The following is a 21,540-nucleotide window of genomic DNA, read 5'->3' on the forward strand; positions in this document are numbered from 1 at the left end:
GCATTTGCGTCGCCCCCAATTGGTCCAAAATGGATGTTTGCGCCGAAAGGCCTTTCGGATCCGTGCACCTTTTCAGCATCGGGATTATTGCGCTACACCACGTCGATAACTGGAACGGATAACTGGGGATTATGCGCGAGGGGGGGGCGACCCGGCTGGCCGAATTTGCTGAGCTGCTGCGGGGGCAGCGGATCGCGATCGTCTACAGCCACAGATTTGGGGCGCCACTGGACGAGGACTGGTATCATCGCTGGCAGACGAACGTCATCGCCATGTTCTCGCAGGCGGCCGAACATTGTGGAGCGATCCCGGTTTTTTTCGATTTGGACCAATGGCTCGATTATTGCTCAGCAAGTCCCAAGGGCGTGCAATTTGTCGTAAACCTCAACGCCGGAAACCGTTCCCTGGATCAGTGGTCCGTCGTGCCTGCCCTCGCCGGATGGCGAGGCTTGGTTACGTTTCCGTGCAGCGCCTTCACGGCACTTCTCGGTGAAGACAAAGCGATTGCGAAACGTCTCGCTCGCGATTGTGGTTGGCACATTCCGCGCGGCATCGAAGAGGGATTGAGCGCGCGGGATCAGGTTATTCGAAAGCCGCGAACCTACGGAAGCAGTGTCGGCCTCGAACGTCTGACGCTCGCTGAGGTCCACAATCCCGAGGATCCAGATTACATCGTCGAAGAGTTCGTACGGGGGTACGACGCAACGATCGTGACCTTTTACAGCACACTCACCGGGCGCCTCGAATGTCACGGCGCGCAAGCCATAACGCCGGAAACAGATGATCCGGCCAATTGGACGTACGATGCCTATGAGAAGCGGAATCCAGGGGTCCGGACGGTCGTCGCCTCTTCCTATTATCCGGTCGATCACGAGCTTGCTCAGCGAGCAGTAGAAATCACGCAGGTTTTTGGCGGGAAATTCGTCTCGAGGGTCGATATTCGCCTGAAGTGCGCGCCGTCAGCGACGGCTCCAATCCGCTTCGAGGATTGCACTTTTCTCGAAATCAATCCGATGCCAACCATTGGTCCTAGCAATTCGGTTACGGAGCTGGCCGCTCGCTATGTTGAGCAGCACGGCGATCATCCCGACCTCTCTTGGATCGCGACTCGTTCAAGCAACCCCATCGAACGAGCGGCCATTTATCTGCTCAGCGCTGGGTTGCTTGCACTCAGTTCCAGATGAACTGGGCAAGCGGGAGCAGCCCAAACTGCTCGACAAATTTGCCCCGCCGTCCCCGAAAGCGATGGCCATCGGCGATCATAGTGAATTGCGTGGCGAGAAACGGCAGCAGCTTGTCTTCTGCGACGGTCTCGTCATCGTATCCCAGATACGCTGCATCCTTCAAATGCGCCCGGATTTTAGTCTTCAGCCTCTTGGACCCAGTGAGTGCGAGCAGGTTCGCGAGCAAGTACACGTGATGATAGTTCAATTTGGGCGACATCCTGGCTATGATGATCGCGCGATAGATGCTTTCGACTCGATCGACGGTGAGATGGGCGCCGGCCAAACGGTGGGTGATTGCGAGGTTTACCTTGGCTGAAATGCGATGAAGGCTGCCGCCGTTAGCGTTCATCGCGTGGCGGAACAGCTCTTCCGCCCGGTTCAGATTACCAGCAATTAGCGCGGCAGCTCCCGCGGCATTGATGATCGAGCTTAATCGCTCGCAATAGGGCGCCCAGTCGAGCGCAAAGTCGACTACCGCGTCGGCTCGCCCAACGTCAATCGGAGCATCCAGCCGATGCAGATCCGTGATTGTCCGATTGGTCGAAGCATAAGCGGATTGCGCGAAGCGGCCGGCCTGTTGCAATCTCGAAGCTGCTTCCTCCAACTTCTCTGAAGCGAATGGCGAAACTCCCGCACTGATGTTCACATGCCGCAAGGCCCACGCTTGCAAGTCTTTGTCGTTCAGCTGCTGCGCAATGGCGAGCGCGTTTTCGATCGGTGCCGCACCCTCTTCCAAAACATAGCTTCGATCGAGAAGCGTAAAGACGAGAGCTTCCGCAAACCATGGCCGGTCGGTGTCGTCGAGCCCCTCTCTTAGTTCGTTGCGGAGATACTTCTCGAGGCGGTGGACATCAGCGGCTGCTTCAAAACGACGATCGCAACCCTTGTTCGCTTGAATACGGTGATACAGGAACACAGCGTAGCGGCGCCGCTCCATCGCCGAAGCTCCGGGCCGTGGCCGGGGAAGCTTGGTTTCGGCGCATGCTCCAAGCGCACCCGAAAGGATGGCCTCCGGAAATCGCTCGATCCCGATTATGCCTGTATCGAGTTCGCTGCTCTCTATCCCGTCCCGCCCAGGCATGAATGCTCGAATTCCGTCTCGCGACAGTTGAAGCAGACTCTGGCCTTGGCGAATTTCCCCCTCGGCATCGATGATGACTTTCGGGCGCCGGTGTGCTGGGATGGCTCGAAATCCTCTCAGAAACCTACAAAGCTGGTCATCCTGAATCTGATTTCGCCTGACGACGTAGATCGAAGGGAGCTGCGCTTCCGAGGCGCCTAACCAATCGAAAATTCCCCAACGAAACTGGCCGGGTATGCCATCGGGCGTCATGCTCGCGCTGAACGCTCCCGCCATGAATTCCGAAGCTACCCTTCGCGACTTCGAATACTTGAGTTTCTTTTCCAGCGAGGTGCAGTGTTCCTCGAGCGCGCAATGGTCCTCGATGACCGCGACTTGGTGCCGCTCAGTCTTCTGCGCCAGACTGACCTGAACGCCCTCGTCAACATAGGGTAGGATCAGGACATCGACGAGGTCGTCCCTGGTCGCTTGGGCAGTGAATGAGCCGATCGATCCGAAATCTCGATCCCGCCCCACCATAATCCCCAGTTATCAGCGCAAAGCGAGGCGACCATTATGCGCCCCAATAACCGCCGTTGGATCGGGTTCGCGGCGATCCGTCATGTAACACGGCCGATGCCATAGAAGATTTCGGCTAGTTGGTCCGAAATAGAGGTAATTTCGCATGATCATTGACAACGTGTCTTCAATGGGCGCACCCCATTTAGTTAAAGGCGCGACTCGCAGTGCCGGTAAAGCGCCTTAGCGCGTTAAGAGCCGTCACGCGCGCATCAGTAATATTATGGTATGTGCTAGATCTAGTTGACGTTGAGCGCTTCAGCTAAAGAGGTATATCTCACTATAGGCCATATTTGATCCTGACGTAGATCGACTGGATGATTTTTCCAGTGTTAAGGAGGATGCAATGCAAAAGTCCGATCTCGTTGCCGCTGTGGAGAAGCACGGCCTCGACCGTGGTCACGCGCAAAAAGCCGTCGACGCGGTATTCGACGCGTTGCGTGACGCGCCGACCGGCGTGCTTGTGTTTCGCCAGACCGAAGGCCGCTCGGTGCCGGCGGACCGCCGGCGCACGATCTTCATGTGCGGCTAAACTCGGCCAGGGCGGCGATCCGATTATCTGGCCGGGGGCGAGAATTTCCGGCGATTGTCTCGACCGAGGTAGTGCGATGAACCAAATGGCGACCTCGCCGGGCCTGGATTGCCCGCGTTTGCGTGAGAATATCTGGCAAGTGACGCTCGACGATCCGACGGCGTTCGTTGAGACGCCCGACGGGTGCTTCGAAGTCGCGACGCCGCAAGCGCTGGCTTTCCTACGTGTCCGGCCGCATTGCACGCCGCACAACAGCGTCGCCGAGATTGCGAGGCGAAGCGGCACGGCGACTGACGATGTCGCGGCAATGCTGGCAGCGTTGCGCGGGATCGGCGTGGTCGGAGAGGGGAGCGGAACGGTCGCCGACCGGCTTGCGCGCATCGTCGAGCTGTGGAGCGGCGAACTGGCACGCGATTTCATTGGCAACGCGCTCCTTGTCGAGGGTCTGCCGCGCGAAGTGCTGGTCGGGTGGCTGCTCGAAATGTATCATTATGTCCGCGATTTCCCGGCCGCGATCTCGGTGGCCGCCGATCATGCCCCCGTCGGTCCGCTTCAGGCCCTGCTGACCCGCTATGCCGCGGAGGAGCGGGGCCACGAGCATTTCGTCCTGGAGACCTTGGCCAATCTCGGCCTGTCCCGGGCCGAGGTGGTCAACAGCCGGCCGCTCGTCTCAACGCAGCTAATCGGGTTCCTGATGCGCGACCTGTTCGCAACCGCTCCCGGCGCGGCGCTGCTGATGGCGGCGATGGTCGAGGCGCAGGAAGTCGCCGATGAGCACATCGAGGAGTTCCAGACGGCGGTGGAGGCGCGCTACGGCCTCCCGCCGCGCGCCCTTGCCCCTTATTTCGCGCATCAGGCGATCGACTCGCAGCTCGGCCACCAGCGCTTGTTTGCAGACAATCCCGACTGTTTCGACGTGCGAGACGAAACCCTCCTCGACCGGATCGTCGACGGCCTCCACGACCTCAAACACGGCTTCGACCTGCAGGCGCTGGAGATCCGGCGGTATTACGGCGCCTCGCCCGGGGCCTATGTGCCGCGCCAATCGATGCCGATGGCGGCGATCTGATGGCCACGCTCGACAGCCAGGTTTGCGGCGACAACATCGCCATGGAACCGGCTCGGTGGAACTTCGGTGGCGACGTGCCAGGCAATTTCGTGGCTCATGCGCAACGCTCGATCCCTTATTATACCGACTGCCACGAACTGGTCGCCCGAATTAGCGACTATTTCGTGTCGGCGCATTCGACCTGTTACGATCTTGGAGCATCGACAGGCCGCCTGCTGCACCTGCTGGCGCCGCGGCATGCGTCGAGCGTCAAATGGGTGGGAATAGACTGCGAGGCTGCCATGGTGCGCGAAGCACAGGCCGCGCTGGCGACCTCAGGCGACGAAGGGAATATTACGATCGTTGAGGGCGACATTTGCGACTATGACTATGCTCCGGCCGACCTGATCATCGCCTATTACACGATCCAGTTCGTGCCGCCGCGGCGGCGACAGCAATTGATCGATCGCCTGTACCGCAGCCTCAACTGGGGAGGCGCGCTGCTTTTGTTCGAAAAGGTGCGCGCGCCCGATGCGCGGTTTCAGGACATGGCTGCTGCCCTCTACACCGAGATGAAGATCGAGCACGGTTATAGCGCTGAGGAGATTCTGGCGAAAAGCCGCAGCCTCAAGGGGGTCCTCGAGCCGTTTTCGACCGAAGGTAACCTCAGCCTTCTCCAGCGCGCCGGCTTCGTCGATGTCATGTCGGTGTTCAAGTATGTCTGTTTCGAGGGGTTCCTTGCGATACGCTGAGGAGCGCCAAGTGCTGGCGCTCCCCGATTATCTCGATCGGATCGGCCTCGGGCGCTTCGCTCCACCGGTCGATAGCCGCGTCTGCGAACTCTGCGGTGCGGGCGGCGCCGTGTCGATACGCGCCAGCGTCCGCGTCGACGCTGACCTGAACGCGGCCTTCGTCACGCGCTGCTGCGTCCGCTGCGGGTTGCTGTACCAGTCGCAGAAGTTCGCGCGCGGATTCTACCAAGCCTATTATGCCCAGGCTTACCGCCGGTCGCTGGGGGCCGGAGGGCCGAGCGAGGCCTATGTCGACGATCAGCATACACGCGGCGAGTCGCTGCACAGCGCCCTCGCGCCCTGGTTGCCGCGGCGCGGTCGACTTCTCGACGTCGGATGCGGCGCCGGCGGGATGATGCTCGCGTTCCGCGAGCAAGGCTGGCGCGTGCGCGGAAGCGAACCTGACTTAGTGGCGGCCAGTTATGCTGTCGAAAGACTTGGGCTGGACGTGGTCGCGGCAAGCGCCGAGCGGATGGCGCTCGAAGCGGGCATGTTCGACTTGGTCATCATCACCGGTTCGCTGGAACATGTCTACGATACCAGCGCGGTATTGCGGCGCTGTCACGCCGCCGCCGCGCCGGAATCGCTGCTTCTCCTTGAAGCGCATGGCCTCGGCCAAGCGGCCTATTGCGGGGCGATTGGCCACAACCATCGCCGACTGCTCACCGCCAATACGCTGGCGTTGCTGATGTTGCGGCACGGCTGGAGCCCCGTTTGGATCACCGATCAGCCGCTCAGCGGTCCGAGCCGGCCCGGCAGCGTGTTCGCGCTGGGCCGGCGGAGCATTCGACCGCTACGCGGCGCCGTGGCGGCGGCGATCGGCCGTGGCGTGCGGGACACTCCGGCAGCGATGGCGGAATTGCTCGATCGCTCCGGTATCGCCTGACGCGAACTACGGTCGGCCGATCGCTGCGGTTCAATCGACGATGAACAAAGTCGCGCCATCCTTCGAAGACGAGCGATGTGCGACATCGCCGTCGTCCGAAACGTGATAGCTCACGCCCGCGCTCAACCTTACTCGCCGCCCGTCGCGCAGCTCGGTGTCCATCTCGCCAGAGAGCACCAGCAGGATGTGCCCGCGTTCGCACCAGTGATCGGCAAGATAGTCGGCGCTGTACTCGACCAATCTCACGCGGATGTCGCCGATCATCAATACTCGCCAATCGGCGTAGCCGGTCTCGCCCACGTGTCGCTCGCGCGGCAGCTTGGTCCAATCGACCGACGTGAATGCCGTTGGTGGGATTTTCATCGATTGGCCAGTGAGTTTCGCGTTCATCCATCAGCAGCAATGCACGATTGCAACCAATTCTGTCCAGTTCGGAGTAATCGACTATATTGACGATATCATGGTGGGGTGCGCATAGTTGGGACAAGTAAATTAAACGACGCGAGTCGTTATACGAATATTAAGTTAGTACAATGACGTAGAGGGCGACGTGCTAAAGCGACGTCCTATCATGTGGCGGCTTGGCACCGTTTGTGTCGAGGCAAATAGCCGTCACCGCGTTCGCGTCAAGTTACGTTGCGCAACACAGATCGAATGTGGAGAGGAATCATGGCCGATACTTCCGACGTCAAACATCTTGCCGTGCATGTCAACGCCGCCGACAACGCGGCCAAGTGCGCGGCGAGCGCCGCTAAATGTGCCGCCAACGCGGCCAGGTGCGCGGCTGCCGCGGCGAAGTGCGCTGCCCGTGCGACCGAAGCCAAATGCGCTGCGGCGGCAGCGCGATGTGCGGCCGTTGCTGCCCGTTGTGCCGCAACCGCCGCCAAGTGCGCGGCTGCGCCGCGATGTGCTGCCGCGCCGCGTTGCGCCGGCAGCCCCAAATGCGCGCAATGAGGTCGGCGCGCTCGTCGCGCTGACTCGACTGGCAACCGTTGGGGGAGGGGCGATGTCGGTTGCGAAGCTGGGCGTCGGCTTGCAATATAACCCCGAGCTGATCGGCTGGTTTCCGTTTCGCGATCAGCCGCTCGACTTGCTCGAGATCCTGTTCGACAGCGTGATGGCGCCGCTCGACGGCCCCGGGCTGCTGTCGGCGCGTGGCGCCGCGCTGCTCGACTCGGTCTCACGGCTTTTTCCGCTAACGGGCCATTCGAACTATGGCGGCGACTTCGGCTTCGATGATCTCGCGAGTACGCCGGCGGTGCGGCGGCATGTGCCGCTGGCCCGCCGGCTCGGCGTGCCCTGGGTGTCCGATCATTGTTTCTATAGCGACTCGTCTTGGTCCGACGTGTGGAGCAGCCCGCTCCAATTCTCCGATATCGAGGCGGTGCGCGTCGCCGAGCGTGCGCGCGCGCTGCAAGAGTTCTATGGTGTGCCGCTTGGGCATGAGAATGCCGCTTATTACCGCGTCTGCCCTGGGAGCACGCTCTCCGAAGCGGAATTCCTCGCCCGGGTGGTCGAACTGTCGGGCACGTACCTCCATCTCGACCTGCACAATCTCTATGCCAACGAACTCAATCATAGCGGTGCTGGCTATTCGATCGCGCAATTCCTCGACACGGTGCCGCTCGACCGAGTGATCTCGATTCATGTCGCCGGCGGGCGCTGGATCGACGATCAATATCATGATCTTCACGACACCGAGGTGCCCCAACCGGTCTGGGATCTGCTCGACGAGGTGCTGTCGCGCAGTCGGCCGGGCGCGGTGATCCTCGAATATGAGACCCAGGCAATCCTTCACCGCGGCACGGAAACGCTCGATCATGCCGGCACCACCGAAGTGATTCTGGCGGATCTCGAGCGCGCGCGGCGCGCCTGGGACCGGGCGTATGGCGATCACAGCCGGCGCACCACGGCAATCCGGGTCGCGGCATGAGCGACGCCCGGCTGGTTTGGCAGGTCTGGCGGACGATCCTAACGAGCGACGCGCTGATCGACCGCATCGTCGATCCCGCTCGAGCCGGCCCCGGCGCCGAGCGAGGAATGTCGCGGGCGGCACGCACGATCGTGGCGGAATATGCTCGCACGCCGTTGGCCACCGCGACCAACATCGATATGTACCGGCAGGGGCTCGCGCGCAACGCGCTCGGCGCGCTCAGCCTAGTACCGCTCAGCCGCCACGTTCTCTTCATGAGCGACCTCGATATCGACGCCGTGGCGCAAGGATTTGCAGCCTCGGTCGGCTATGCCGATTACGGACCGCGCTTTTGGCAAGCGGCGGGCGCGTTCGTCGAGTATCTCGCGACCTTGCCGATCTTCGCGAGCCCCGCTTGCCACGATGTGGCAGCGCTCGATCTCGCCTCGGTCGCGCTGGCGCGGCGGCTCGGGGCAGCGACACCGCCGCATTGGCCAGCCGACGCGGCGACTGCCCCGGTCGCGCCCGGCGCGCTGGCGCCGGTGATGCTCAGTCCAGCCGCGGTATTGGTACGAACGCGGCACGATCTGTCGGCATGGATCCAGCATCCCGACGCATTCGATCCCGGCGAAGCGCCGCCGGCGGCGCCGAGTCAGTGGCTGGTTTATCTTCCCACTGCGGAGGCGGCCCGGGCTTACGTGCAGCTGTCGCCGTTCGCAGCCGACATTGCGGCCCGGCTCGCGACACCGGGCTCCGCGACGGAGCTTGCATCGTTGCTCGGCGAGCCCGTCGCGCGCGTCGTCACGGTGATCGCATCGCTTTCCGCTGCCGGTCTGGTGGTCGAGCCGCTCGCCAAGCCGGCGACGGCGAGCGGACGGCGCGCCGTCGCTGCTGCCATGGGCGCGGCAGCGTGACGCCATACCTAGCCCCCGGAACGGTGCTGGCACCGGATGGGCCCGAGCCCGGCCCGGCGTTGATCATGCTCGATCCGTCGGTCGAGATGCTCGGGGTCGAGGTCAACGGTTACCGCCTGCTCGTTCATGGTGAACTCGAAACCGCGCTCGCGGTGCCACCTGGCGACGGATTGCTCGAGCTTCTTGATACGCTGTTCGACGGCCCAACCGCGATCGAAACGCTGCGTCGGGACTATTCGGATCAACGCCTCGTAGATGCGATCGTCGCGGCGTTGGCGGCTGCCGGTTTCGCGCACCGTTTTGTCGGCGCCGCGCCCACCGGGGTCGCGCGCGCGGCGTTGCTAGTCGATGCGGCAGCGCGGCGCGCTCGGCGCAGCCGTCGGTCGGTCACGATCGACCTCGACGCGGCCGACTTCTCCGCGCGCCTCGCGGAGGTCGGCGCGGATCCGTCCGCCTGCTCGCTCGTGCTGCGCTGCGACCGGTTGGCGTCGCACGGCGCGACGATCGAGCGGTTGGCCGACGAACGCTATTGCGGCTCGTTCGCTCCTTTCGAGGTTGCGATCCGCACCCGCGATGCGAATTGCGATGCTGCGCTCGCGCGCACGATCCTGGCCCTCGGAGCTTCGGTGATCATCGAGCAGGTCGTTTGGCCGGCGCCGGATGCCGGGGTCGCGGGGCTTGTCGAACTGACCGACGAATGCGTTGCGGTCCATGTCGTCTTGCAGCCGGACGAGACCATCCTCGATGCGAATGTGCGCGACCGGGCGTTGTCCTGGGCGAAGTCCATGACCGTAACCGGGCTGCGGTTGCGCTTCGATCCCGCGATGCTTTCGTGCGGGCGCTCCGACGATTCGGCGTTCGTCGAGGTGTTCGATGCCGTGCGTGCGATGGAGGATGCGTTCGGTGACGTCTGCGTCGAGACGCTGCCCAGCGACGACGTCCTGATCGGAGTGGCGTCACCCGATGAGCGATCGGCCGCGGCGAGCGACATCGAGGGCCGGTTTCGCCGTGCCTATCTTCGCCATCGCGTCCCGTTCCTCAAGGCGAGCGAAGGCGACAATCTGTGGAGCCAGATCCCTGAGGTCGAGGATAAGCTGGTCCGTATCGAAGAGGATCTGTTGCCCAACCACCCGGCAATGCTCGGGATCGGGCCGGGAAGCCGCGTGGTCGATGTGTGCGGTGGCCTGGGGCGAGTGGCCAGGCGGCTTTCGCCACTGGTTGGACCGGACGGGCTTATTGTCTCGATCGAGATGCTGCGCCTGTTGAGTGGGCGCGCGCGGGCGTTCGCGTTCGATCGCGGCTTCGCCAATCTGAGCTTCCGCACGGGTCGCGCCGAGCGCCTCCCGCTCGTCGACCGATCGATGGACGCCGCCGTCAACGAGTGGACCGGCGCGATCTGGGAATTGGGTATCGGCCCGGCGATGCTGCGCGAGATGGCGAGGGTGGTACGCCCGGGCGGCCGGATCGCGGTCACGCACCGGCTGGTGCGACTACCGCTCGCGCGGCTCGCCGAGCCGTGGGTCCAGTATGACGACATCTACGAATGGATCCGCGCGGCGTTCGAGCAAGCGGGGCTGCCGATCGTTGCCGAGCGGATTTGGGGCCAGGTCTCCCCGACGCTCGTCGGCGAGAACGCCACACGCTGGCGCAAGCAGTACATTCCCAGCCTCATCGATCCGTTCGATTTCGTCTATCAGGAGGAAATCAGCGCCGGCACCAGCGCCGACGTCTTCGTCACCTTCGTCGCCGAGGTCAGCGCGGCCCAGCGGGTGGGGCAGGGGGTGGAGACATGAGCCAAGCAGATGCCGCGTTCGCCGAAGCGCGGGCAGCGCTCGCCAGCTTCGGGCTCCCCGCGATATTGCCCGCGCTGCACGACGCCGGCATCTCGATCAGTCGCTCGGTACTGGGCGGATCCCACTCGGTCGCGGTCTATCCGCCGATCGATTCGTTCGTGCCCACCGATGCGGCGACCATGGCGGCGTCCGATCTTGGTGACCGCACCAGCCTGTACATCCACATCCCGTTTTGTGAGACTCGCTGCACCTTTTGTCATTACGCCGTGCAGCACTACGGCGGCGGCGCGGGCGAGACCGCTGCTCCCGTGCACCGCTACAATGAAGCGCTTAAGCGCGAGATCGGCTTCTGGGGAGCGCGAGCGGCCGGATCGAGCGCAGTCTCGTCGATCTATATCGGCGGCGGCACACCGCTTGTGCTCGAACAGGGCGCGCTGATCGACATCCTTGCCACCGTGCGCGGCCATTTCGATGTCCTCGGCGACGCCGATATCTGCGTTGAGGGCAGTCCACTCACTATCACCGCCGCCGGTGGCGAGGAGAAACTTCTCGGGTTGCGGGCGGCGGGGGTCAACCGGCTGAGCTTCGGCGTGCAGTCGTTCGACGACGCGGTTCTTCGCTATGCCGCCCGTGGCTACAAGGGCGACGTCGCGATCCGCGCGTCGCAGATTGCCGCCGCCGTCTTCGACAATTGGAACGTCGACCTCATCCAGAGCCTCTACAAGGGCTCGCCCGACGAAATTCTGGGCAACCTCTGCGCGCTTGCTGCGTTGCTGCCGCCCCACCTGACCTGGTACCACGGCCGGTTTGCCGACCGGCCGCAAGGCGATTGGTACAAGTCCGGCAGCCGGCACGCGAGCTTTGAAACCGAAGCGGAGACGCTGCTCGGGCGAATGTTAATCTGGTGTGGGACGACCGAGCTTGGCTACACACGCAGCGACGGGAACCGGTTTGCGCGCGAGGACCGGCACGTCGATCCGTTCAAGGCCGTCCGGACCTCGCTGGCAAGTAACCTGCTCGGGATGGGCGCGTCGGCCTATTCGCATGTCGAAAGCCGCGATCGCGCGGGCGGGACGTTCGGCCATGCCTGGCGGAACGAGGCGAACATCGACGCCTATGTCGATCGAGTCGCGGCGGGCGGCGCGCCAATCGCCACCGGTCGCCGTATCGACGCCGAGGAAGTGATCGCGATGTCCTACGCTACCGGTCTGCGTCGCGGCCGTGTCGAAAATGATACTCTCGCGCTGGCCGCCTCGATCCGCCCTGGCCTTGCCACGGATTATGATCGGCGGATGCGACGCCTGCTCGATTTGGGCGTGCTCGAACGGTATGTCCGAGCCGACCAGCGAGCTGGGGTGCGGCTGTCCGATCTCGGACGCCTGTTCGAGGACGAGATCCTCGCCTCATTCTTCAGTCCGGCGGTGCGGTCGGCCCTCGATCGTGACCTCGTCGCGCCGGCGCCGGAGGCCCTTCGAACAAAGGGTCGGGCCAAACGGTTGGTCCTTACCAACGCCGGCTAGCCGACCTCTCGGGGGGTGACAATGCGTCGCCGTCTCATCGGCGCTGCGAAGGTGTCGGTTGCGCCCCTGCCTGCATTTACTTCGATGCGAACGGGAGGGTACACGTACAGCAGGTCAGCAAGTTGATCGGGACGCCGGGGTGTGGGCGGCGAACTTTGCGGGCCGTTTGCGCCTCTAAAGCCAGCGCCCGACGCCACCGTGCCACGAGCAAGTACCGCGCCGACTTTCACTAAAGCTCCATGAGCCGTCTCGGCATTGGGCGCTTGCCCCCGCCGGAGGGCGAGCCGCTCGAACGGGGCGCCTAACCCGGTCACCGCTCCGCGCGGTGTAGTATCCGGAAGTCGCAGGATAGCGATAATCGTGGCGATAATGTCGCGCATCCGAGATCGAGGGTGCCGTCACGGCAACCAACGCCAGCGCCGTGAAAATGGCTTTCACCAATCCGTCCCCCTTGCGACGCTCCCGGTAGTTGAGCGATGGGCACAACATCGCACTATCGCAACTATGCCATTTGCCAGCGAACGCGGCAATGCAGCATGTTTTTACCCTGGAAATCGAGCTGCGACCGTCGATGGGAAAGCTGTGATCGACAACGGTGAAATCTTCGTCTGTGCTAGCGTCGTCGGTGGCCTCTTGCCACTCGTTGACCTCTTGGGTCGGGACCCATTGATGTGAGCGTCGCGATCTGGTTCAGGCTCCATGAGGAGACCGCGTGTCAGCGACCTATACTGGCTAACGAACGAGCAGATGGAGCGTCTGCGATCGTATTTTCCCAAGAGCCTGGCAAACCACTGATTGTTAACCGTCAGATGCTGAGCGGCATCGTTTTGGTCAATCGCAACGGGTTGCGGTGGTGCGATGCGCCGAAGGTTTATGGTCCGCACAACCACTGGAAGCGCTGGGGGGACGAAGGGGCATTTTTCTCCAGATGTGGAGAGGCTGGCTGCCGCAAGCGCCGAGTCGAAGACCGTCATGATCGACGCGACCTGCCTCAAGGAACACCGCACGGCATCTATCCTGCGAGTTAAAAAGGGACCTTGGGCGGCTGATCGGCCGCATCAAAGGTGGCATGAACACGAGGCTCCATGCCGTCAGCGATGCCGACGGCCGCCCGCTCAACTTCTTCATGACCGCAGGCCGGGTCAGCGATTACACTGGCGCCGCAGCCGCATCGAGATGATGTTCGGGCGCCTGTAGGACTGGCGGCGGGTTGCTACTCGCTACGATCGCTGCCCGACCGTGTTTCCTCTCCGCCGTCGCTCTCGCTGCCACCGTCATCTTCTGGCTATGGCCAATGAGTCCTGACCCTAAGCATTGGCCGACGGGGCTGAACTGCCGCGTCGAACTATCTGGCGGGCGTGTCCGAAGCCGTCTGGGTTGCAGCGCTCGCGCTGCACAGGGGCTCCTACGAGTCTCAATTCAAGGACGGGAGGCTTGCTCCCCGACAACTGCTTGTTGCCACTAGACAATCGCCGACTTAATGTCGCCGGCAGGTTCCGGATCTCGAGGGGGTGCTGAGGTCGTGCCGATCGGAACGGAGCATGTTGTCACGGGCCTGCTGCTGGTCGACCGTGATCGACCGGTACTGAACGTCGATGGCGGTGGAACTTGGCGGCTAGAGCTTTGCTCCTTTGCCGGACAGCATTTTGGTGATCGGGTTACCATCAAAGGCAGGCGCGTTGGGTTCGATGTGCTGGAGGTAGATTGGATCCGGCGATCAGGAACCTCCCATCCAACTCCGCTCTCGTGGTGGCGATGGGCGCTTCGCGGCGACAGACCCCGCATATGATCGGCGTGACAAGGTCGAACCGGGCAACCCGCCGGATGAGGGACCTTGGTTCAACGGCGTGGTTCTCTGAGCCCGACGTGAAGGGTTGTGCTACTGCCGCCTCCTTATCGAGAGGCACGTTTATCGCGTCGCGATCACGTGCCAAGTCCATACCCGTGTTCGATCGCCAAGTGGCAATAGCTCCACGGATCGCGTGGCCGCTTCCTCGACCGAGCGGACGTCGAAACGCAATCGGACGCGGATCAGACCTTGCTGGTAGCTAAACGGCTTTCTCCTGCGACGGATTTTCCTGCGCAATGAACATCTCGCCGTGCGATTCGCTCACCGAGCGGGAGCGCACCTGTCTTCGGCTGGTCACCCCTGGATTTCAGGAGAAGCTCCTGGCCGATCAACTCGGCATCAGCCATCATACCGTCAAGGTCCATTTGCGATCGGCACGGTCAAAGCTGCATGTGTCGTCGAGCCTCACCGCTGCGGATTTGCTCGCTCGCCACGAGGGTCGCGAGCCGCCTAGCGGTAGTAATACCCCAAGTGGTATGGGTGCTTGGGCAGCGATCGACGTAGACAATGGCACGCCGTTCCCGTTGCCGGTGGGTGGTTCGGAATCGGTCGTACAGGAAGAACACAGTGCCGAGACCGTCACGCCTTATCGCGAACCGGAGTCGGCATTGCAGCAATCGAAGGGGCCGTACAATGCCGTCTCGACGCTCCAGCGCCTGACGCTCCTCGCATTTGCGATCCTGTTTCTGGCGCTTGCCATTGTCGCCGCACCAGCAATCTACGGTTCGTTCCAGCAGGTCGCTAACCGCATCTCACCAGCCGAACCATGACCGGGGGTCTCCCCGGGGAGGGGGACCTATGACCAAATCACTTCAAGCCAAGGCCAAGGCAATTCGTGACGCCATCCTTCCGGCCGAGGACCTCGCCGACCGCTCCGCCGAGGCGCAAGCGCGCCTAGTCGCGACCCTTATCGCGGCTCGTCGCGACGCCGGCTTGTCGATCGGGCATGGGGCTCGCGAAATCGACCGCGCGCTGAAAGCGCTCAACCAGTCGGTCGGCAGCGTTCGGTCGCTCGCCCACATGCATTACGGCCTGGGCCAAATGAGCAAGGAGATGGGGCTCGACGAGGATTACGGTCCTAGCGAGACCGTGCCGAACAAGCCTGGCGCCAGCCTGTCGCTTGTAGCCTAGTTCCGCCTTGACTGTGCCGGCAAGCGCCGTGATGCCTCGGATCCATGATCTGGTACATTGGCATATTCTGGATTTTGCTCATTGCCTTGTTCATCGCGGCGCAGCGCTGGGGAAGATGGCCGGAGAAGGCAGCGAGCGCATGCTACCTCGCGGCCGCAACGCTGAGCGTGGCGCTGCGGCCCGAGCTCGGCATCAAGTTCCACGCTTTGGACTGGTCGCTCGTCGCGATCGATACGGGGCTGCTTTGCGCCCTGCTCGTCATCGCGCTGCGGGCTGACCGGTGGTGGCCGATGCTGGCGACAGCGCTGCAGGCGGTCGCAACGCTCAGTCATTTCGCCAAGATCGTCGACCCGACCATCTACGGGCTGGGCTACCAGCTGATGGAAGAGAGCTCCGCGTATCCGACCCTGCTCGTTCTGGCTTGGGCAATCTTCCGGGCCCCCGACCGTCGAGAGGGGACGAGGCGCCCTGTCTAGCGGCGTTGCTGTCGATCGGCGGCGTCGAGCAAGCGGAAACGGTCGCCGCCGCGCTGATCAGCGAGTTCGGCACGCTACGGCGCGTTATGACGGCGCCCACGCGGCGACTGATGCCGATCGTTTCGGACTCCAAATCGAAGCGGCTACTCGAGCTGTACCGGCGCGCACTGGTCATCGCATTGCGTCCGGAGCCCGGGCGCACGTCAATCAAGGATTGGCGCGAACTTAATGCGTACTTCGCGATGACGCTCGGCGCCGAGCCTATCGAGCGGTTTCACATCCTCCATCTCGATGCGCACAACCGGCTCATCGTCGATGACGACTGGAGCCGTGGGACGATCGACGAGGCACCGGTGTATGTCCGCGAGGTGCTTCGCCGCGCGCTCGAGGTAGGAGCGGCCGCCCTTCTGCTCGTCCACAACCATCCGTCGGGCGACACTTCGCCGAGCCGGGCCGACATCGACCTTACGCGCTCGCTGCAAAAGGCTTGCAAAAGCGTCGGCATCGGCGTGCACGACCATGTCATCGTCACGGCGATGGGATCTGCCAGCATGCGTGCGTTGGATTTGATCTGAATCGGGCAGCGCGTGAGCGCGAAATCGCGAATAGCGGCGGGCAATTGCCTGCGTCCTTCAATTGACTGGTTGGTGGATTGTTAGGAATGCCACGAGAGTAGTTCGGACGCGCGTATTGCCAGAATTTTCCCCGGGGTCCGGCACCATATTGGGCACCTCGATCTGCTCTGTCTCGCTCATACAAAATCGCGTGGCTTCTTTCCTCTTCCGTCCGGCGCTAGCGTATGGTTGTGATGGGTCCCTCGCAGAACGGTGGCCGCTCAGCCGGTGGATCTCCCATGAGCAGTCGCGAGAGTGCGGGCCTTCGCCAGGTTCGATGCCGGCGGCGCGCTTTCTCCGACGTCTCGGCGCGACCGCTTGGTGCAGCGCGTAGAGGGTGGGTTGCACCGTATCGGCCCATCGATCAGGCCGGCTGGCCGGTGCCATGTCCAGGCGGCAACGCTAAGAGCATCGGCGCGCGCTCCAGCGCGTTCTCAACGCTCCGCTTCGGTGACCGACGCGACTTGGCTAACGCCGACAAACGGTTAGGCTGTTCCTGCATCGCTGGAAGAGTGGTGCCAGGCGTCAAGGAAATGCTGACGCTCATACTGCGATGTGTCGTCAGTCTGATTCTTCCATCTCGATGAACGCAGCGGAGATGCAAATTCCGAAGGCGAAAAGATGCTGCGCGGCCGGTGACGATGGTTATCCGAATGCCTTCGATCGCTGCCGCTGACTCAGCCCTTGCGCGGTCACGCGACTCGCTGGCGACAACGTCGATGCTTGCGCTGCGCCGCGACTAATTCTAGGCTTCGTGTGCGCCGCATGCAGCGGTGCCGAGGCGTGAGAACCTTGTCTTGAGCGACGTAGCAATCGCCGTAATCCGGCCGGGTGGCCGGCGTTCATGTCCAGGCCGTTCGCGGCTAAAGGCGCCGGCGCATGTCTCAAGCATGTTCTCAACACCCGGCTCACGCCGGTTCCGTCTCGCAACCCGGAGTGGCGAGATGGCGCGGACGAAGAACGAATTGATCGTCCGCCTCGGCCCCCGCTCGCCGGAGGCTTGACGATGCTGCGCGAAGCCCGTGCCGGCCTGCCTGAAGGCGACCCGCTCCCACCCGAGGACCGCGTTCCTTCGGACCCCGGCCGGCTGGACAGCCTCTATCGCGCACATCGACCAAGACTGCTTCGTTTTCTGTCGCGGCGTACCGGCAACGACAACGCGCAAGACGTCGCGCAACAGGCGTTCACGCGTCTGGCGGCGCTGGACGACAGCAAGGCTGCGGCGATCGACTGTCCAGTGGCCTATCTCCATCAAACGGCGAACAACTTGCTCAAGGATCAAGCCAAGCACGCCGCCCGCCATAGCGCGAGCCTGCATGTCAGCATCGACGATGTATCGTTGATCGCGCCCGATCAGCTCGCCGCGCTGGAGGCGCGTGACCTGCTGGCAAGGCTCGAAGCCGCCATTCATCGCCTCAAGCCACGAACCCGGGAAATTTTTCTGGCGCACCGCATCGACGGCTTGAGTTATGGTGAGATCGCACATTGTACGGGTTTGAGCGTGAAGGCGATCGAGAAACACATGAGCAAGGCGATCGTCTACCTCAACCGACACGTCGTTCGCTGATGAGCGACGCGAGCGAAGGGGCGGCGAGTCGCCAGCAGGCGCTCGACGAGGCCGGGCATTGGCTGGCGCGAATGCGCGGCGAGCCGAGCAAAGCAGATATCGACGCGCTGGCCGCGTGGCGTGCCGCCGATCCGCTCAACGACGAAGCTTACGGCGTCGCGCTGCGCAATTGGGAAAAGGACGGATTCGTCCTGGCGTCGTCCACGAACCTGCCGCGCAATCTTGGCTCTGCGCGGGCCTGGCATCGTACACCTGTCGCGCGTTATGCGGTCGCGGCCAGCCTGCTCCTTGTTCTGCTCGGCATCGGTACGATCTGGACCTTGCACAGGCCGCGTGCGGCTCACGCGATCGTCTACGTCAACGCCGAGGGCCGGGTTCGGACCTTCCAGTTGACCGATGGCAGCGTCGTCACGCTCGACAGCAGGACGCGCCTCGCGACCGATTTTTCGCCGACCGACCGCCATGTCGCGCTGGAGGCGGGCAGGGCGCGGTTCGACGTCGCGCGCGACCCGGCACGGCCGTTCGTCGTCAGCGCGGGCGGCGGACGCGTGACCGCAGACGGGTCGCTGTTCGATGTGCAGATCGGGCCGACGTTCGCCTCGGTAACGGCGCTTCGGGGTGCGATCGAGGTGCGAGGGGGCCAGCCGTTGGGCGGTTCGGGCAACTGGACGCAGGTCCTGGCGCCGGGGCGGCTGGTCTCGATACTGCAGGGGCAGGCCCGGCCGCAGGTGCGGGCCGCCAACGCGCAGGATGTGCAATGGGTGTCGGGCATGCTGTCGTTCGATGCGGTGCCACTTCGCACCGCCGTCGCGGCGTTCAACAGCCGCAATCCGGCCCAGCTGTCGCTCGGGTCGGAGCGCATCGCCGGGCTCGAAGTGAGCGGCGCGTTCCGCGCCGACGACCCCGCGGGCTTCGCCAAAGCCGTGGCGGCGATGTTCAAGCTCGACGAGCGACGCCTGCCCGACGGGAACCTCGTGCTGGAGGAGCCAAAAAAAAGGTAGGGTAGCGGGGCGCTGCGTCGTCCCCCGCATCGATCGGCACCGTTTTCAGCGTGCCGCGACGGGGGATTTGCGATGCGGCACATGACCAGTTTTCTTGCACTTTCGATTTGCGCCGCGCCGCTCGCGATCCTCGCCGCACCGGCAGCGGGCGCGCAGACCGCAGAGCGCCAGGCTTATGAGCTTCCCGCCCAGCCATTGGCGAATTCGCTTCGTGCCGTATCGATCGCATCGCGCCGCAGCATCGTCGCGCCGAGCTCGATCGTCGCCGACCTTCAGGCGCCCGCGCTCGCCGGCAGCTTCACGGTCGAGGAAGCGCTGACCGCATTGCTCGCGGGGTCGGGCCTGCGCGCGCGGGCTGCCGGGCAATCCTACGTGATCGATCGCGATACCGGAGCCGGCGACGGCGTGACGGCCGGCGGTTCCGACATCATCGTGACCGGGTCGCGCATTCGCGGCGGTCCCGTGGCCTCGCCGGTGATCACGGTCGCCCGCGCCGATTTCGCCGATCAGGGGAAGCACGATCTGGGTGAAGTCGTGCGCTCGATCCCGCAGAGTTTCGGGGGAGGTCAAAACCCCGGGCTCGGTATCAACGTCCCGTCGGCGTCAGGCATCGATATCGGCGGCGCGTCGTCGCTCAACCTGCGTGGGCTCGGCAGCGATGCCACGCTGACCTTGCTCGACGGCCGGCGACTCGCCTTCACTGCCTCGCGTCAAAGTATCGACGTGTCGGCAATCCCGATCGGTGCGGTCGAGCGGCTGGAAATCGTGCCCGACGGCGCATCGGCCATCTATGGCTCGGACGCGGTCGCCGGAGTCGCCAACATCATCCTGCGGCGCAAGGCCGACGGTGTCGAAGCAGGCGCGCGGATCGGCGCCGCCAGCGACGGCGGCGATTTTCAGCAGCAATATTTCGCGACGGCGGGCGCGAGCTGGTCGGGCGGGAGCGTGGTCGGGTCGTACGATTATGGCCGCAACACGGCGATCGTCGGCGCGCAGCGAAGCTTTGCCGCCGGCAAGCCCGGTCTCACGCTCTATCCGGCGCTCCATCATCACAGCGCGATGCTGGTCGGCTCGCAGAACCTGACCGCCAACTTGAAGTTCGAGGTCGATGCGCTGTTCAACATCCGGTGGAGCACGTCGACCTTCCCGACCGTGCCGAGCGGCGACATCAAGCTTGGTCGGGCGACCAATTCCTACCGCGATCGCTCGTGGGCGATCGCGCCCGCGCTCACGCTGGATCTGGCGGGCGACTGGCGGGTGGTCCTGTCGGGCGCGGTCGGACAGGAACGCGTCAACAGCCGCCAGGATACCTGCACCGCCACCGCCTGTACGCAATCGAGCAGCGGTTTCTATGCCAATCGCGAGCGCGCGATCGAGCTGGGCGGCGACGGCCGCTTGTTCGAGTTGCCGGGCGGCGCGGCGAAGATCGCCATCGGGGCGGGCTACCGCTCGATCGATTTCGCGCGCTACGCCACCAACGGGAGCGCGGTGAACACAAGCCACCGCCAGTCGAGCTATTATGGCTATGGCGAGCTGGAGCTACCGCTGGTCGGCGGCGCGTCGGCAATGCCGGGGCTCTATCGCCTGACGGCGACCGGCGCGGTGCGGTACGAGCGCTATCCCGGTCAGGGTGGCGTCGCCACGCCGAAGGTCGGGCTCGTCTATGCGCCGATGCCCGACCTCGACGTCAAGCTGAGCTGGGGCAAAGCGTTCAGGGTGCCGACCCAGTATCAGCAATACCAGCCGCGCGCGGCGGTCATCTATCCGCCGTCGATCGTCGGCGGCAGCGGGTTTCCGGCAGCCGCCGGTGTGCTCTACGTGCAGGGCGGCAATCCCGCGCTCAAGCCCGAACGCGCGACGACCTGGTCGGCGACGGTCGCGCTCCATCCCCGAGCGGTGCCCGGCGCTTCGCTCGAGGTGAGTTACTTCCGCGTCGATTACCGCGACCGGATCGTCTCGCCGATCGCGTTCGTCTCGCAGGCGCTGTCCAACCCGCTTTATGCCAGCCAGATCGTGCGCAACCCGAGCGCCGCCTTCCAGGCGCAGGTGATCGCGAGCGCGGCGACGTTGTTCAACATCACCGGCGTCGCTTACGACCAGGCCAACATCGTCGCGTTCATCGACAATGCCAGCGTCAATGCCGGGCGTCAGCGCGCGCAGGGAATCGATGTCCTGGCCCGCTACCGCACGACGTTCCCCGATGGCCAGCGTGTCGGGCTGACGGTCGATCTCAGCTATCTCGACAGCGACCAGCAGATCAGCAGCACCCAGCCGGTGATCCCGCTGGCGGGGCGCATCTTCAGCCCGCCGCGGTGGCGCAGCCAGTCGACGCTGAGCTACGGCGTCGGTCCGCTGTCGCTGGCGGCGACGCTCAACGTGAGCGGCGACTTGCTCGATGCGCGAACGGTTACGCCGCTGCCGATCGCCGGGATGACCACGGTCGACCTGACGAGCCGGTTTCGCTTGTCGAATGTGCCGGGGCCGCTGCGCGGGGTCGAGTTCAGCGTGTCGGTCAGCAACCTGTTCAACACCAAGCCGCCGCTGATCGTCTCACCCGGCGTGACCGACACGCCGTACGATTCAACCAATTATTCGCCCGTCGGCCGCTTCGTGAGCATCGGCCTGAGCAGGAAGTTCTGAC

The 21,540-nt window shown here is 63.8% G+C and carries 20 protein-coding genes and 1 pseudogene; 18 read left to right on the forward strand and 3 right to left on the reverse strand.

The features are described 5' to 3' along the window. The first annotated feature begins 131 nt into the window (after positions 1-131). Positions 132-1,184, forward strand: coding sequence for a hypothetical protein (locus VH326_RS03405; protein WP_329630389.1), 1,053 nt, complete (start codon positions 132-134; stop codon positions 1,182-1,184). On the opposite strand, the gene VH326_RS03410 is transcribed toward VH326_RS03405, so the two are convergent. After that, positions 1,171-2,826 carry a hypothetical protein gene (locus tag VH326_RS03410; RefSeq protein ID WP_329630390.1) on the reverse strand — a complete coding sequence of 552 codons (1,656 nt, stop codon included), beginning with the start codon at positions 2,824-2,826 and terminating at the stop codon, positions 1,171-1,173. The genes VH326_RS03405 and VH326_RS03410 overlap by 14 nt on opposite strands. 385 nt (positions 2,827-3,211) lie before the next feature. Between VH326_RS03410 and VH326_RS03415 the strand changes: the two genes are divergently transcribed. The 4 genes from VH326_RS03415 (at position 3,212) to VH326_RS03430 (ending at position 6,122) form a co-directional block, all read left to right on the forward strand. After that, positions 3,212-3,397, forward strand: coding sequence for a hypothetical protein (locus tag VH326_RS03415; RefSeq protein WP_329630391.1), 186 nt, complete (start codon positions 3,212-3,214; stop codon positions 3,395-3,397). An 85-nt stretch (positions 3,398-3,482) separates the two neighbouring features. Then, positions 3,483-4,466 (forward strand): iron-containing redox enzyme family protein, encoded by a 984-nt coding sequence (locus tag VH326_RS03420; RefSeq protein WP_329630392.1) that lies wholly within the window; start codon positions 3,483-3,485, stop codon positions 4,464-4,466. Further along, positions 4,466-5,197, forward strand: coding sequence for a methyltransferase domain-containing protein (locus VH326_RS03425; protein ID WP_329630393.1), 732 nt, complete (start codon positions 4,466-4,468; stop codon positions 5,195-5,197). Before VH326_RS03420 ends, VH326_RS03425 begins: the two co-directional genes overlap by 1 nt. Positions 5,198-5,207: 10 nt before the next feature. After that, complete coding sequence (locus VH326_RS03430; protein WP_329630394.1) at positions 5,208-6,122, forward strand: class I SAM-dependent methyltransferase; 915 nt, start codon at positions 5,208-5,210, stop codon at positions 6,120-6,122. Between the two features lie 30 nt (positions 6,123-6,152). Here the strand turns inward: VH326_RS03430 and VH326_RS03435 are convergent, their stop codons facing one another. Continuing rightward, positions 6,153-6,485, reverse strand: coding sequence for a DHCW motif cupin fold protein (locus VH326_RS03435; protein ID WP_329630395.1), 333 nt, complete (start codon positions 6,483-6,485; stop codon positions 6,153-6,155). A 643-nt stretch (positions 6,486-7,128) separates the two neighbouring features. On the opposite strand from VH326_RS03435, the gene VH326_RS03440 reads away from it, so the two are divergent. Genes VH326_RS03440 through VH326_RS03455 form a run of 4 tightly spaced genes read left to right on the forward strand, consistent with a single transcriptional unit; the run spans position 7,129 to position 12,261 of the window. After that, on the forward strand, positions 7,129-8,055 hold the full coding sequence (locus tag VH326_RS03440) for a DUF692 domain-containing protein (protein ID WP_329630396.1): 927 nt from the start codon (positions 7,129-7,131) through the stop codon (positions 8,053-8,055). After that, positions 8,052-8,948 (forward strand): hypothetical protein, encoded by an 897-nt coding sequence (locus VH326_RS03445; RefSeq protein WP_329630397.1) that lies wholly within the window; start codon positions 8,052-8,054, stop codon positions 8,946-8,948. The genes VH326_RS03440 and VH326_RS03445 overlap by 4 nt, the downstream gene beginning before the upstream one ends. Continuing rightward, positions 8,945-10,741 (forward strand): class I SAM-dependent methyltransferase, encoded by a 1,797-nt coding sequence (locus VH326_RS03450; protein WP_329630398.1) that lies wholly within the window; start codon positions 8,945-8,947, stop codon positions 10,739-10,741. The genes VH326_RS03445 and VH326_RS03450 overlap by 4 nt, the downstream gene beginning before the upstream one ends. Further along, positions 10,738-12,261: a coproporphyrinogen-III oxidase family protein gene (locus tag VH326_RS03455; protein ID WP_329630399.1), complete on the forward strand. Its 1,524-nt coding sequence runs from the start codon at positions 10,738-10,740 to the stop codon at positions 12,259-12,261. The genes VH326_RS03450 and VH326_RS03455 overlap by 4 nt, the downstream gene beginning before the upstream one ends. Positions 12,262-12,435: 174 nt before the next feature. Here VH326_RS03455 and VH326_RS16010 read toward each other — a convergent pair whose 3' ends face one another. Next, complete coding sequence (locus VH326_RS16010) at positions 12,436-12,750, reverse strand: DUF3761 domain-containing protein (protein ID WP_349256069.1); 315 nt, start codon at positions 12,748-12,750, stop codon at positions 12,436-12,438. Between the two features lie 210 nt (positions 12,751-12,960). Between VH326_RS16010 and VH326_RS03460 the strand changes: the two are divergent. The 9 genes and pseudogenes from VH326_RS03460 to VH326_RS03500 form a co-directional block, all read left to right on the forward strand. Further along, positions 12,961-13,549: pseudogene (locus tag VH326_RS03460) on the forward strand (transposase); the annotation flags it as partial. 192 nt (positions 13,550-13,741) lie between these two features. Continuing rightward, positions 13,742-14,050, forward strand: a complete 309-nt coding sequence (locus tag VH326_RS03465; RefSeq protein ID WP_329630400.1) for a DUF5818 domain-containing protein — start codon at positions 13,742-13,744, stop codon at positions 14,048-14,050. Positions 14,051-14,346: 296 nt separating this feature from the next. Next, positions 14,347-14,880 (forward strand): helix-turn-helix transcriptional regulator, encoded by a 534-nt coding sequence (locus VH326_RS03470; protein WP_329630401.1) that lies wholly within the window; start codon positions 14,347-14,349, stop codon positions 14,878-14,880. A 28-nt stretch (positions 14,881-14,908) separates the two neighbouring features. After that, a complete protein-coding gene (locus tag VH326_RS03475; protein ID WP_329630402.1) occupies positions 14,909-15,241 on the forward strand; it encodes a hypothetical protein in 333 nt (110 codons plus the stop codon). Between the two features lie 44 nt (positions 15,242-15,285). After that, positions 15,286-15,717: a hypothetical protein gene (locus VH326_RS03480; RefSeq protein ID WP_329630403.1), complete on the forward strand. Its 432-nt coding sequence runs from the start codon at positions 15,286-15,288 to the stop codon at positions 15,715-15,717. A 5-nt stretch (positions 15,718-15,722) separates the two neighbouring features. Further along, positions 15,723-16,292, forward strand: a complete 570-nt coding sequence (locus VH326_RS03485) for a JAB domain-containing protein (RefSeq protein WP_329630404.1) — start codon at positions 15,723-15,725, stop codon at positions 16,290-16,292. Between the two features lie 1,045 nt (positions 16,293-17,337). Further along, entirely contained in the window at positions 17,338-17,898 is a 561-nt protein-coding gene (locus tag VH326_RS03490) for a sigma-70 family RNA polymerase sigma factor (RefSeq protein ID WP_329630783.1), read from the forward strand. Further along, positions 17,898-18,899, forward strand: a complete 1,002-nt coding sequence (locus VH326_RS03495; protein ID WP_329630405.1) for a FecR family protein — start codon at positions 17,898-17,900, stop codon at positions 18,897-18,899. The genes VH326_RS03490 and VH326_RS03495 overlap by 1 nt, the downstream gene beginning before the upstream one ends. Before the next feature lie 81 nt (positions 18,900-18,980). Next, positions 18,981-21,539 (forward strand): TonB-dependent receptor, encoded by a 2,559-nt coding sequence (locus VH326_RS03500; protein ID WP_329630406.1) that lies wholly within the window; start codon positions 18,981-18,983, stop codon positions 21,537-21,539. Position 21,540: the final 1 nt, after the last annotated feature.

The organism is Sphingomonas sp., from assembly GCF_036269755.1.
Classification (GTDB): Bacteria; Pseudomonadota; Alphaproteobacteria; order Sphingomonadales; family Sphingomonadaceae; genus Sphingomonas.

Excerpts from the sequence above, each read along its gene's own strand:
- VH326_RS03405 (WP_329630389.1), top strand. The coding sequence starts at position 132 with ATGCGCGAGGGGGGGGCGACCCGGCTGGCCGAATTTGCTGAGCTGCTG.
- VH326_RS03410 (WP_329630390.1), bottom strand. The coding sequence starts at position 2,826 with ATGGTGGGGCGGGATCGAGATTTCGGATCGATCGGCTCATTCACTGCC.
- VH326_RS03415 (WP_329630391.1), top strand. The coding sequence starts at position 3,212 with ATGCAAAAGTCCGATCTCGTTGCCGCTGTGGAGAAGCACGGCCTCGAC.
- VH326_RS03420 (WP_329630392.1), top strand. The coding sequence starts at position 3,483 with ATGGCGACCTCGCCGGGCCTGGATTGCCCGCGTTTGCGTGAGAATATC.
- VH326_RS03425 (WP_329630393.1), top strand. The coding sequence starts at position 4,466 with ATGGCCACGCTCGACAGCCAGGTTTGCGGCGACAACATCGCCATGGAA.
- VH326_RS03435 (WP_329630395.1), bottom strand. The coding sequence starts at position 6,485 with ATGAAAATCCCACCAACGGCATTCACGTCGGTCGATTGGACCAAGCTG.
- VH326_RS03440 (WP_329630396.1), top strand. The coding sequence starts at position 7,129 with ATGTCGGTTGCGAAGCTGGGCGTCGGCTTGCAATATAACCCCGAGCTG.
- VH326_RS03445 (WP_329630397.1), top strand. The coding sequence starts at position 8,052 with ATGAGCGACGCCCGGCTGGTTTGGCAGGTCTGGCGGACGATCCTAACG.
- VH326_RS03455 (WP_329630399.1), top strand. The coding sequence starts at position 10,738 with ATGAGCCAAGCAGATGCCGCGTTCGCCGAAGCGCGGGCAGCGCTCGCC.
- VH326_RS16010 (WP_349256069.1), bottom strand. The coding sequence starts at position 12,750 with ATGTTGTGCCCATCGCTCAACTACCGGGAGCGTCGCAAGGGGGACGGA.
- VH326_RS03465 (WP_329630400.1), top strand. The coding sequence starts at position 13,742 with ATGTCGCCGGCAGGTTCCGGATCTCGAGGGGGTGCTGAGGTCGTGCCG.
- VH326_RS03470 (WP_329630401.1), top strand. The coding sequence starts at position 14,347 with ATGAACATCTCGCCGTGCGATTCGCTCACCGAGCGGGAGCGCACCTGT.
- VH326_RS03475 (WP_329630402.1), top strand. The coding sequence starts at position 14,909 with ATGACCAAATCACTTCAAGCCAAGGCCAAGGCAATTCGTGACGCCATC.
- VH326_RS03480 (WP_329630403.1), top strand. The coding sequence starts at position 15,286 with ATGATCTGGTACATTGGCATATTCTGGATTTTGCTCATTGCCTTGTTC.
- VH326_RS03490 (WP_329630783.1), top strand. The coding sequence starts at position 17,338 with ATGCTGCGCGAAGCCCGTGCCGGCCTGCCTGAAGGCGACCCGCTCCCA.
- VH326_RS03495 (WP_329630405.1), top strand. The coding sequence starts at position 17,898 with ATGAGCGACGCGAGCGAAGGGGCGGCGAGTCGCCAGCAGGCGCTCGAC.
- VH326_RS03500 (WP_329630406.1), top strand. The coding sequence starts at position 18,981 with ATGACCAGTTTTCTTGCACTTTCGATTTGCGCCGCGCCGCTCGCGATC.